The organism is Undibacterium sp. RuRC25W (assembly GCF_049339825.1).
In the GTDB taxonomy this organism is placed as follows: domain Bacteria; phylum Pseudomonadota; class Gammaproteobacteria; order Burkholderiales; family Burkholderiaceae_D; genus Undibacterium.
This window is the reverse complement of record NZ_JBMPPD010000004.1, coordinates 1-11,800: the sequence shown is the minus strand read 5'-3', so window position 1 is coordinate 11,800 and position 11,800 is coordinate 1. Positions and strand designations below refer to the sequence as shown.

Annotated in this window: 11 protein-coding genes and 1 pseudogene; 5 read left to right on the top strand and 7 right to left on the bottom strand. The window is 46.1% G+C overall.

Features of this window, described 5'->3' with window-relative positions:
* Nucleotides 1-186 precede the first annotated feature (186 nt).
* The 4 genes from ACO0KV_RS03315 to ACO0KV_RS03300 all read left to right on the top strand — a co-directional run bounded on the left by ACO0KV_RS03315 (nucleotide 187) and on the right by ACO0KV_RS03300 (nucleotide 3,587).
* Nucleotides 187-1,689, top strand: a complete 1,503-nt coding sequence (locus ACO0KV_RS03315; RefSeq protein WP_423039858.1) for a protein adenylyltransferase SelO — start codon at nucleotides 187-189, stop codon at nucleotides 1,687-1,689.
* Between the two features lie 181 nt (nucleotides 1,690-1,870).
* Nucleotides 1,871-2,491 (top strand): septation protein A, encoded by a 621-nt coding sequence (locus ACO0KV_RS03310; RefSeq protein ID WP_423039856.1) that lies wholly within the window; start codon nucleotides 1,871-1,873, stop codon nucleotides 2,489-2,491.
* On the top strand, nucleotides 2,491-2,763 hold the full coding sequence (locus ACO0KV_RS03305; RefSeq protein WP_423039854.1) for a BolA family protein: 273 nt from the start codon (nucleotides 2,491-2,493) through the stop codon (nucleotides 2,761-2,763). Before ACO0KV_RS03310 ends, ACO0KV_RS03305 begins: the two co-directional genes overlap by 1 nt.
* A 50-nt stretch (nucleotides 2,764-2,813) precedes the next feature.
* Nucleotides 2,814-3,587 (top strand): peptidylprolyl isomerase, encoded by a 774-nt coding sequence (locus ACO0KV_RS03300; protein ID WP_423039852.1) that lies wholly within the window; start codon nucleotides 2,814-2,816, stop codon nucleotides 3,585-3,587.
* Nucleotides 3,588-3,714: 127 nt separating this feature from the next.
* Here ACO0KV_RS03300 and ubiD read toward each other — a convergent pair whose 3' ends face one another.
* Nucleotides 3,715-5,199, bottom strand: a complete 1,485-nt coding sequence (gene ubiD / locus ACO0KV_RS03295; protein WP_423040092.1) for a 4-hydroxy-3-polyprenylbenzoate decarboxylase — start codon at nucleotides 5,197-5,199, stop codon at nucleotides 3,715-3,717.
* Between the two features lie 482 nt (nucleotides 5,200-5,681).
* Here ubiD and ACO0KV_RS03290 point away from each other — a divergent pair, with 482 nt between their 5' ends.
* Nucleotides 5,682-6,617 carry a transglycosylase SLT domain-containing protein gene (locus ACO0KV_RS03290; protein WP_423039850.1) on the top strand — a complete coding sequence of 312 codons (936 nt, stop codon included), beginning with the start codon at nucleotides 5,682-5,684 and terminating at the stop codon, nucleotides 6,615-6,617.
* A gap of 138 nt (nucleotides 6,618-6,755) precedes the next feature.
* Here ACO0KV_RS03290 and ACO0KV_RS03285 read toward each other — a convergent pair whose 3' ends face one another.
* The 6 genes and pseudogenes from ACO0KV_RS03285 to ACO0KV_RS03260 form a co-directional block, all read right to left on the bottom strand.
* Entirely contained in the window at nucleotides 6,756-7,925 is a 1,170-nt protein-coding gene (locus ACO0KV_RS03285; protein ID WP_423039848.1) for a pyridoxal phosphate-dependent aminotransferase, read from the bottom strand.
* A gap of 111 nt (nucleotides 7,926-8,036) precedes the next feature.
* A complete protein-coding gene (nusB, locus tag ACO0KV_RS03280; RefSeq protein ID WP_423039846.1) occupies nucleotides 8,037-8,498 on the bottom strand; it encodes a transcription antitermination factor NusB in 462 nt (153 codons plus the stop codon).
* Between the two features lie 142 nt (nucleotides 8,499-8,640).
* Nucleotides 8,641-9,138, bottom strand: a complete 498-nt coding sequence (gene ribH, locus ACO0KV_RS03275) for a 6,7-dimethyl-8-ribityllumazine synthase (protein ID WP_423040090.1) — start codon at nucleotides 9,136-9,138, stop codon at nucleotides 8,641-8,643.
* Between the two features lie 133 nt (nucleotides 9,139-9,271).
* Complete coding sequence (ribBA, locus tag ACO0KV_RS03270) at nucleotides 9,272-10,387, bottom strand: bifunctional 3,4-dihydroxy-2-butanone-4-phosphate synthase/GTP cyclohydrolase II (protein WP_423039844.1); 1,116 nt, start codon at nucleotides 10,385-10,387, stop codon at nucleotides 9,272-9,274.
* A gap of 129 nt (nucleotides 10,388-10,516) precedes the next feature.
* Nucleotides 10,517-11,395, bottom strand: a complete 879-nt coding sequence (locus ACO0KV_RS03265; protein WP_423040088.1) for a PhzF family phenazine biosynthesis protein — start codon at nucleotides 11,393-11,395, stop codon at nucleotides 10,517-10,519.
* A gap of 295 nt (nucleotides 11,396-11,690) precedes the next feature.
* Nucleotides 11,691-11,800: pseudogene (locus ACO0KV_RS03260) on the bottom strand (IS5/IS1182 family transposase); the annotation flags it as partial.

Sequence of the window (11,800 nt, the reverse complement as noted above, 5' to 3'; positions counted from 1 at the left end):
GTTTATTTCTTAGGAGATAAACCCTTATTTTTTTACAATAACTTGTTGCACTCCTCTTTTTCGCCTCAATCAGCACCACAGAGCAACGCTTTGCCATCAATGCGATCTTCGCAACAAAATACAAAATAAACATAAAGACGCATACTCTGGCAGAATGAAGCCCATTATTACTCAGCGTATTCTTTCATGTCAGTTTCAAATGATTTCATCCCAGATGGGATATCAAGCATTGAGCATTTTTTGCAAATAAGTCAATTTGCAAATCTTCCACCCAGTTTCTTTACACATTTACGCCCTACGCCGCTACCAGAGCCTTATCTCGTATCTGTGAGCCCTTCACAAGCAGAAGCGTTAAATATCAAGGTGGAACAATTTAATCAGCGCGAAGTCGTCGCATTTTTTACCGGCAACCAATTACCCGCTAATGCCACACCACTTGCCACCGTCTATTCCGGACATCAATTTGGTGTCTGGGCTGGTCAGTTGGGTGATGGTCGCGCTATTTTATTAGGCGATACGGTCAGCAAGGATCTACAGCGTCTGGAAGTACAATTGAAAGGTGCTGGTCCAACACCCTATTCAAGGTCAGGCGATGGGCGTGCTGTACTCAGATCATCCATCCGTGAATTTTTATGCTCAGAAGCGATGCATGCGCTTGGAATACCTACATCGAGAGCACTTTGCATTACTGGGTCAGATCACTACGTTTTCCGTGAAGCCCCCGAAACAACGGCGGTAGTTACCCGCTTGGCACCGAGTTTTATTCGTTTTGGGTCGTTTGAACATTGGTATTACCACCGACGCCACGATGAATTAAAAGTATTAGCCGATTTTGTGATTGATGGTTATTACCCGGAATGCAAAGAGGACAAAAACCCCTACCAGAGCCTGCTTACGATTGTGACACGCAAAACAGCCGAATTAATGGCGCTATGGCAATCTGTGGGGTTCATGCATGGCGTCATGAACACCGATAACATGTCAATACTGGGGCTGACGCTGGACTATGGACCATTTGGTTTTATGGAAGCGTTTGACGAAGCACATATTTGCAACCACACCGACCAGCAAGGACGCTACTCCTACAAGATGCAGCCAAGCGTAGGCAACTGGAATATGCACGCACTAGGACAGGCAATGCTTCCCCTTATCGGAACAGTAGAGGACACACAGGCGGCGCTATCCGTCTACGCTAGTAGCTTTACGGACAAATGGGCGTCTTTGATGCGTGCCAAACTCGGATTCACCACCAGCCATGAAACAGATAAGCAGCTCGCTGATGATTTTTTTGCTTTATTACAAGCCAACCATGCAGACTTCACGCTCAGTTTCCGGAATTTGAGTCATTTGGAAAACGACATTAGCACTAAAGACATCGCCCTCCTTGATCTCTTCATTGACCGAGAGGCATTGAAAGCTTGGCTCGAACGTTACAGAGCACGCCTAAAACTGGAATCAAGCAATGCAGCCATTCGCCAGACGGCAATGCTAGCCACAAACCCGAAATATATTTTGCGGAACTATTTAGCCCAAAATGCAATCGAAAAGGCACAAAATAAGGATTTTTCTGAAATAACTACATTACTATCTGTATTGAAGAATCCCTTCGATGAGCAACCAGATAACGAGGCGTACTCTATACTTCCTCCGGATTGGGCGAAAACCTTGGAAGTCAGCTGTTCGTCGTAAGCACCTGCCAACGTGCGTCGAAAACAGGTTCTGATGCATGACTAGCACAAAAATATTGTGTACCATCTGCGACGATTTTCCATGTAGCATCAGCGTTGTCGGTGCCACTACAATGAGAGAGTCAGGCTAGTGCGTCACTATGCCTGCCTTATATTTAACTTATCGATTACGTCTGTTTTTAATGAAATTTCTTTTTGATTTATTCCCCGTTATTCTGTTTTTTGTCACGTTTAAATGGGGTGAAGGGCATATACCCGCCGCCCAGTCTTTGGTTGAAAAGTATCTATCAACCTTCGTTTCTGGTGGTATGAGTGAGACGGAACTTGCGCCCATTCTGCTCGCGACTGCCGTCACTCTGGTTGCCTCTATCGTTCAAATCACATCACTTCTCGTGAGAAGAAAAACCGTCGATGCGATGCTGTGGATTTCCTTCATTATCATTATGGTATTTGGCGGCGCCACGATTTACTTTCATAGCGACACATTTATCAAATGGAAACCCACCGTTTTATATTGGTGCTATTGCGGTGCATTTTTACTGGCGCAATTTATTTTCAGAAAAAATCTTATCCGTACTGTTATGGAGGCGCAGGTCAAATTACCAGAGCAAGTGTGGTCGTATTTAAGCCTCGCTTGGGCGACTTATTTCTTTGTAATGGGCGCTCTTAATATTTGGGTTGCATTTCATTTTTCGACAGACACGTGGGCGAACTTTAAGCTTATTTCTATGGTGGGAATTACGCCTGCGTTCATTGTTGTGCAAAGTTTATTTTTATCAAAGTACATGGAGGAAGCGGAATAATGACACGCTTAGATCAACTGCAATCTCGCCTTACAGCAACTCTCAGCCCAGTCGTCTGCGAGCTCCACGACGACTCTGCCGCACATGCCGGTCACGCTGGCGCAGCATCGGGAGGTGGTCATTACAATTTGAAAATAATTTCTCACCAATTTGAAGGCCTAAATCGCATTTCTCGCCATCGTCTGGTGTATGATGCCATTGGCGATATGATGCACACGGAAGTTCACGCGCTAGCGATTGTCGCGTTGGCACCGTCAGAGATACCGACCTAAGCAGTTTATTTATAATCCGTTTTTTTTATTTTGTTATTTAGGAACAGACAATGACTTTTAAACCTGCTCTTTTGCTGGTAGCACTTCTTGCAACTGCTTTGCCAGCAATGGCCCAAAATCTCGCAGTAGTGAATGGTAAAGCGATTCCGTCCTCACGCGTTGATGCGCTGGTAAAACAATTGACATCCCAAGGACAACAAGACACACCTGATCTGCGCGCAAAAGTAAAACAAGAACTCGTCAATCGCGAAGTATTGATGCAAGAAGCCGAAAAATCAGGTCTGGCATCCAATCCTGAAGTTAAAAACCAATTAGAAATTGCACGTCAATCTTTGTTAATTCGTGCCTTAATGGTTGAACATATCAAGAAAAACCCTATCACTGATGCTGAAATCCAGGCTGAATACGATAAAGCAAAAGCACAGGCTGGCGATAAGGAATACCACGCTTTCCATATTCTGGTTGATAAAGAAGATGATGCAAAAGCAATCATCTCTAAATTGAAAGCTGGCGCTAAATTTGAAGAACTGGCCAAGCAATCCAAGGATACAGGCTCTGCGGCCAAGGGCGGCGATCTTGACTGGGCAACACCAGCAACTTTTGTCCCTGCATTCTCCGAGGCAATGGTTGCACTGCAAAAAGGTCAATTTACCGAGACACCGGTGAAGACACAGTTTGGCTTCCATATCATCAAATTGGAAGATGCTCGTCCGTTGAAGTTCCCTTCCCTCGAAGAAGTGAAACCACAAATCATCGATGGCTTGCAACAACAGAAGGTTCAGAATTACCAACAGGCATTGTTGAAAAAAGCAACAATCAAGTAATTTGACCGCACAAAAAAAGGGTGTACGTTTCGAACGTACACCCTTTTTTTATTATCACCACGCCAATTCAACGTTAAGCGGGTTCACTACCCCCGCCTATCTCTGTTTAGCGATAGCTATATCTGAATTACAAGCCTAAATCAGACCAGAGTTTATCTACACGCCCTTTGACCTCCTGACTCATCACGATTGTCGTGCCCCACTCCCTGTCAGTCTCTCCTGGCCATTTATTGGTCGCATCAATACCCATTTTGCTACCCAAACCGCTCACTGGCGAGGCAAAGTCCAGATAGTCGATCGGCGTATTATCAACCAGCGTTGTATCACGGCTAGGGTCAACTCTTGTCGTGATAGCCCAAATCACTTCTTTCCAATCACGGATATTCACATCCTCGTCGACAACCACGATAAATTTGGTGTACATAAACTGCCGCAAGAAGCTCCAGACGCCAAACATGACTCGTTTGGCATGACCAGCATACGACTTCTTCATCTGTACGACAGCCATCCGATAACTACACCCCTCCGGAGGCAGATAAAAATCAGTAATTTCACTAAATTGTTTTTGCAACAAAGGAATAAAGACCTCGTTTAAAGCAACGCCCAGCACTGCGGGCTCATCGGGTGGTTTGCCGGTATAAGTTGAATGGTAAATAGGGTCACGACGCATGGTAATGCGGTCAATCGTGAAGACCGGAAACCAATCCTGTTCATTGTAATACCCAGTGTGATCACCATAAGGTCCTTCCAGCGCATGTTCGTAGCCAGTTGCATGCGATTCATCTGGGTAAATATGACCTTCGAGGACGATCTCGGCGGATGCTGGCACGCGCAACTCACTACCTATGGCTTTAACCAATTCGGTTCGGCTACCTCTCAACAAACCCGCAAACTGATATTCAGACAAGCTGTCAGGTACTGGCGTCACTGCGCCTAAAATAGTGGCAGGATCAGCCCCTAATGCAACCGCAATCGGATACGGCTTTCCTTTATTGACGATACAGTGCTCACGAAAATCCAATGCGCCGCCTCGATGTGCCAGCCAACGCATAATAACTTTATTGCGACCTAACACTTGTTGACGATAGATCCCTAAGTTCTGCCGCTTCTTATTGGGCCCTTTGGTAATTACGAGGCCCCATGTGATTAACGGCGCAATATCTCCTGGCCAACAATGCTGAATAGGTAATCGCGATAGATCAACATCGTTTCCTTCCCAGACAATCTCCTGACATTTCGCCCCACGCAGTTCTTTGGGAGCCATATCCCATACTGCTTTTACCAAGCTCCCCATTCCCAAAAGATCCTTGAATCCTTTCGGTGGCTCAGGCTCTTTGAGCGCCGACAAGAGATGTCCGATTTGACGTAACTCGGTCACATTATCCGCCCCCATTCCCAACGCAACACGACGCGGCGTACCAAATAAGTTTGCCAATACAGGAATGGTATGCCCTGTCGGTTTATTGAATAGCAGCGCAGGTCCTTCAGCACGTAAAGTACGGTCGCAGATCTCGGTCATCTCTAGATTCGGCGATATCTGAATATCAACCTGTTTTAACTCATTTATTTCTTGCAATTGAGAAATAAAATCTCTCAAATCGGAATATTTAATCATTTTTAGCTTTTTTGTCTGTCTGAACTAGTTAGTGGAGCTTATTTACCTAAGTGTTTGATTTCATTGATTTTGATGTACTCCAACACAATTCTTTAGATTCATTAGTTATAGCAATTCGTTTTGATAGTATTGACGTGATATAAAACCCCCCCTACAATTCGCCCAACTTGATGAAGAGACGAACGGTTCAATCGCTATAGATGCGAAGAAGGTCTCACCAATAACGGTAACATCATTCACGGGGATCGGGCCCCACATGACATTGTAAGGATTGTTTTCAAAAGGCGTCTGCCTTAACCCGAAAAAAAGTTATTTATCGCTGGAGACTCCAGTACCAAGTGTGACGAACTTAAACAGATAAATAGCTCCGGCGTCCTTTGATCGCGCCATGCGACGAGGGCGATGTTTCTGATTCGTGAAGTAGTTTTTGTATCGCGCTTGAAATTGAGCAGATACATCGCGATGATTCAGGAGGTTACATGATTCAACGTTTTATTTTAGCTGTACAACAAAGCGGATTATCCGCTGAACAAAAACGCGCCGCACTCAACACAGTAGCGCGCGATACAACGAGTGGTTTCATTACCATCGTACGCCACCTAGTGATGGTTACAGGTATTACCGCCATCTTTTTACTAGCACTAATGTTTATCAAACCTGCGCTAGCTGATAAGTTTAAAAATTTATCGCCCTTCGCGGAACAACAACTGGTAGCGCCAGAAGTACCACCACCAAGCTTGGCAATGCTGATGCAGGCACCAAACCAAGGCAATCAATCTGCAACTGGCCACAATGTGAGCACGAGCGAAGAGGATCTCAAATTAGTCGGCAATCAGCGCCAACAGCAATGGGTAACAAATTGGCTCTCCAAACGCTATCGTGTAGCAACTGACGCGACGAACATGCTAGTTTCTGCGGCATACCTTACCGCTAAAGATATTAAACTTGATCCTTTGCTGATTTTGTCGGTGATGGCTATTGAGTCAGGCTTAAATCCATTCGCTGAGAGCCCTGTTGGCGCCCAAGGTTTGATGCAAGTCATGTCTAAGGTACATCAGGAAAAATTCGAGGACATGGGCGGCGTCAAAGCAGCATTAAATCCAGTTGCCAATATCAAAGTTGGCGCGTTGATTCTGAAAGATTACGTATCGCGTGCTGGCTCAGTCGAAGCTGGCTTAAAGCTGTACGTTGGTGCCGGTGCATTTGACAATGATGCTGGATACGGTGCACGAGTAATGACTGAGTACAAACGATTAAAGGATGTATCGGCTGGGAAAAACGTTCCGACTGTTTTTGCAAACCCAGTGGTATCAGCTCCTGTCGCACGTCAAAATACGCCTGTACCAGAAATTAAAACTGATACTAACGAAGCAAAACTCAAGACCGAAGTAAAAGACCAGGTCGCTGCACTCTGATTAACGTTTGAACCGTTCGAACCGCTCCATCAGTAAGGATTAACAAAAAGCTGCCATTACGTGAAGTAGTGGCAGCTTTTTTCTTTATTGTCGACTTAAAAAACTAAAAGCCCATCAACAGTAAACCTTGAATTTGATTTAGGCACGCAACTGCAAAAAGTTTTTTAAGCGAATAACCGCTTCCTGAAGATTCTCAAACGAGTTAGCATAAGATAAACGCACATAAGAAGTGGCGGTTGCCGGACCGAAATCCAAGCCAGGAACAATCACAACCCCTGCTTCTGTCAACACTTGCCGCGCAAAGGCATCGGCATCATCAGTGAATCGCGAACAATCTGCATAAACGTAAAAAGCGCCATCGGGCATGACTGGGATACCAAACCCTAACTCCCTGAGCGCGGGAACAATGAAATCACGACGGCGTTTGAACTCCACTTTTCTTTGCTCGTAGATTGCCAACACCTCGGGAGAAAAGCAGGCTAGCGCCGCATATTGCGCAACGGAAGAAGGACAGATAAATAAATTCTGCGCTAGTTTCTCTAAGGCAGGAACGATCCGCTCCGGAACCACCAGCCAGCCAAGTCGCCAGCCTGTCATATTAAAATATTTACTAAAACTGTTGATCACGACGACATCGTCATCCAACGACAACGCTGAAAATGGTGGTGCGTCATAAGATAGTCCTTGATAAATCTCATCAACGATTGTAAAGCCGCCACGCTCTTTAACACTGGCAATGATTTTTACCAATTCATCCGAATCGATCGAGGTACCAGTTGGATTCGACGGAGAAGCGAGCAATACCCCAGCCGTCTTTTCAGTCCAATTTTCACGCACCATTTGATCTGACAATTGAAAGCGATGCTCGGGGCCGCTCGCTACAAGCGTCGCCTTTCCTTCAAAAGCAGCAACAAAATGACGATTACATGGATAGCATGGATCAGGCATTAACACTTCGCTCCCAGCCTCAACCAACGTAGCACATGCCAATAGCAGTGCAGCGGAGGCACCTGCGGTTACTACGATGCGTGAAGCAGGTACATCCAACCCAAACTTATCACGGTAATGCCCAGAAATTGCCTCACGCAAGGCTGGTACGCCTAAGGCTGAAGTATATTGCAGACGACCGTCCGACATCGCTCTGGCTGCAGCATCAATGACGGGTTGGGGTGCCGTAAAGTCTGGCTCCCCTATTCCCATATGAATCAGATGGCACCCCTGAGACTCAAGGTTAGCAGCCATTTTCATCAATTCCATCACGTGGAAAGGGGCAATATGGTCCAAACGGGACGCGAGTTTATTTTCCATAAGATTTTTTCAATATCAGAACAAGAAAGGACTCAAAAATTTTGTCATAAAAAAAACCGCCAGATTTCTGTCAAAGAAAAAAGGCGGCATGACTTGATGCTGAGAGCGCAATTATTTTGCGGCGACCTCATTGGGACGCAATTTGACTGCCAACTTATCCAACACACCATTCACATATTTGTGGCCGTCAATTCCACCAAATGATTTGGTTAATTCAACGGCTTCATTGATCACTACGCGGTACGGGATCTCAATATGATTTTTGAGTTCATAGGTACCGATCAGAAGTGCTGCGTGCTCAATGGGAGACAATTCCTTGATGCCACGGTCAATTAAAGAGACGAATTCTTCTCGCAACGCGATAGAGTGATTGATCGCACCATGCAACAGCGCGTCAAAATGTTCACGATCAGCCTTGTCAAATCCGTGAGCTTGACGGATATGGGCGTCGATCACGCCAGAATCTTCGTTATTGAGCAGCCATTGATATAAGCCTTGCAACGCAAATTCACGAGCGCGGTGGCGCGGTGAACGGCTTTTACTTGGGTTGGCGTGTTGCGTTTTATTATTCATTATTTTCTCTTACTTAATTTTACCTGGTAAGCATACTTTCTTTACTGAGCACCATTGGTTGGCAATGGTAAGCATGCCTACGTTCTATCATTACAATCCTCTCAGGCGACCGGATGAGTGCCTGCAGAGCTGACGACTAAGCTTACGCGTCGTAATCCACATCCTCTGTCGCTTCAGCCAACTCTTCTAAGGCCAGCGTCAGATTCGCCATTTCAACCGCAACACGCGCAGCATCAGCACCTTTTTCTTGCATACGTACTTCGGCTTGTTCATCGTTCTCGGTTGTCAGAATTGCATTGGCAATAGGAATGCCAGCATCCAGACCAACGCGCGTAATTCCCGCACCGGACTCATTAGAGACTAATTCAAAATGATAAGTCTCGCCACGGATCACAGCACCCAAAGCGATTAAAGCATCAAACTGATTTGTCTCTGCCATTTTTTGCAATGCCAATGGCACTTCTAACGCGCCAGGAACGGTAACGTGCAAAATATCTTCATTCATTACACCAAGACGAGTGAGCTCTGCCAGACAAGCAGACAATAAACCATTGCCCACTGTGTCGTTAAAGCGAGCCTGTACGATACCGATACGTACGCCTGCTCCATCCAGATTTGATTCGTAGTGTCCAACTGTCATCATGTTCTCTCTTGCGCCTGTGCGCCTGATCATATTCAAAAATACTTTTGTTCTTTATTGATAACTACGAAAACACGAGAAGGCAAAAACTCCTTTACCTTTTGATCCTCATGCTTCATTCGCAAGCAATCTTTTATTGATTGCAGGGCTTATCAAGATAGCCCACGACTTCCAGATTAAATCCAGCCATCGACGGCATTTTGCGCGGATTCGCCAATAACTTCATTTTACCAACGCCGACATCTTTTAAGATCTGCGCACCAATACCGTAGTTACGTAAATCCATGCTGGCTGCGCGACCAACAGGTTTTGTTTCTGGTGCATTAAGTGCTTTAAACTGATCAAACATCTGCTCAGCAGTCTCTTCGCAGTTCAACAAGACAATCACTCCAGAATCCGCTGCCTGCACCGCCTTCATCGCGGCAGCAATATTCCATGAATGTGTTGTAGCCTTGCTTTCCAGCAAATCTAAAATGGATACAGGCTGATGGACACGTACTAATGCCTCTTTTTCAGGCGTAATATTTCCGTGAATCAATGCCAGATGGGCAGAGCCACTAGGTTTATCACGATACACAACCGCTTTAAAGCTGCCATGCACTGTCTGCATATCGCGTTCAGCAACACGATCCACAATACTCTCAGTTTGGCTGCGATAGTGAATTAAATCTGCAATCGTGCCAATTTTCAACTGATGTTCTTTGGCAAATTCGATCAAATCAGGCAGACGTGCCATCGTGCCGTCATCCTTCATGATTTCACAAATCACGGACGCTGGTGTCAGACCCGCGAGCTCGGCCAGATCACAACCGGCTTCGGTATGGCCAGCACGCATCAGTACACCGCCTTTTTGTGCCTTGAGCGGGAAGACATGACCAGGTTGCACAATATCATTTGCCGTTGATTTTTTATCTACGGCAACTTGCACTGTACGCGCACGGTCGGCGGCAGAAATACCTGTCGTCACGCCTTCTGCAGCTTCAATAGAGACCGTAAAGTTCGTACCAAATGACGTACCGTTACGAGTGGTCATCATAGCAAGATTTAATTCATCGCAACGCTCTTCGGTCAGCGTCAGGCATATCAGACCACGACCAAACTTAGCCATGAAGTTAATTGCTTCCGGAGTCACGAACTCGGCGGCCATAATCAAGTCGCCTTCGTTCTCACGATCTTCTTCGTCAACCAGAATGACCATGCGGCCAGCCCGCAATTCTGCGACGATTTCTAGGGTATTAGACATGCTCATAGGGGATATCCTGAAGGGCTGGCTCTGGTGCGTTGCACGAGCACTGCCAATTGCATTTGAATGAATCCGCTATTTTAATGGATTTCGCCCTAGACTTCCCATGCTTTCTGCGCTTTTAAAGCGTTTTTCCTAGATTTGGATCACACCACGCCCTATTTCGACGACTTTACCACCGACTTGTATGGTTTTGTTACCCAGCAACGCAAGGTATAACTGACTTGGCCGATTAATTTGCGCCCCCTGCGCCACCTCGATGCGGGCTGGCACAGGACGCTTGCTTTCCAACCACCAACCACCCAGATTGGCGCAAGCCGAGCCAGTCGCGGGATCTTCCCCGATACCGCCTCCCGCCCGAACAAAAAAATAGCGCGCAGTGACGTGAACCGTTGCGGGTTCCTCAGCGTTGCTTTCTTCAAAGGCAAACACATACCCAGTCTGCCGCCCAAGACTGCTCTTTGGCCATTTATCCAACAAAGCACCATTTAACTTTGCGCGCCTTACTGCCTCGACACTCTTGAGAGGGATAAGCAACTGATCAGAGCCCGTGTTCATCCATTGGGGTTCCGCCAGCAGATCGCTACATTCAAGGCTCAACATCCTTGAAATTTCGTCTGCATTTAACTGGCACGGTGCGGCTTTCGGTGCCTGTGGCGCAGCAAACGTCCAGACCTCATCCTCGAGGTGCAAGGGAACAATCCCAGCCTTACATTCCAGCGTGAGCCGCTCGCCAGTTCGATGTACATCTTGCACGACAGAAGCAGTACCTATACTCGGGTGACCAGCAAAGGCCATCTCTGTATCAGGTGTAAATATACGCATTCTTGCGCTCGCTTTATCCGATGGCAGGATGAAGCATGTTTCAGATAAATTAAACTGCAAAGCAAGTGCCTGCATTTCAGCATCAGAAAGACCTTCCGCATGCTCAAAAACGCATAAAGGGTTACCGCCAAACACCGACTCGGCAAAAACGTTAAGCAAGCGATAGGGATAGGTTCTTTTTAGTTGCATGTGACGGGTGATAGTGGGTGCATCGAGACCAAAAAATGCCAAGCGGGTCATGCGACTTATCGGCAAACCTACATAAAGCGATTCTTCACTAAACACCTATTTTAATTGAAGAATGGAAGTGAGCAGGACTAACCATCCCCCAAAAACGCACTACGGCATTCCGTTTGACTCAACAAAATACAATTTGCATTGCGTCAAGTGGGTTAGCTAAGCTGCAAGTTTCGCGTAATCATTCGGCTGCATAATGGTGCAAATTGAGATAAAAAATACAAACTCTTCTAGGGCGTGTTGACATTTATTTTAACCAAAGCATCGAAGCTGCAATTGCCACAAATGAAGCAAATCGTTCAGCGAGTTTGTCGTATCGCGTTGCAACCCGCCTAAATTGTTTGATGTGAGCAAAGA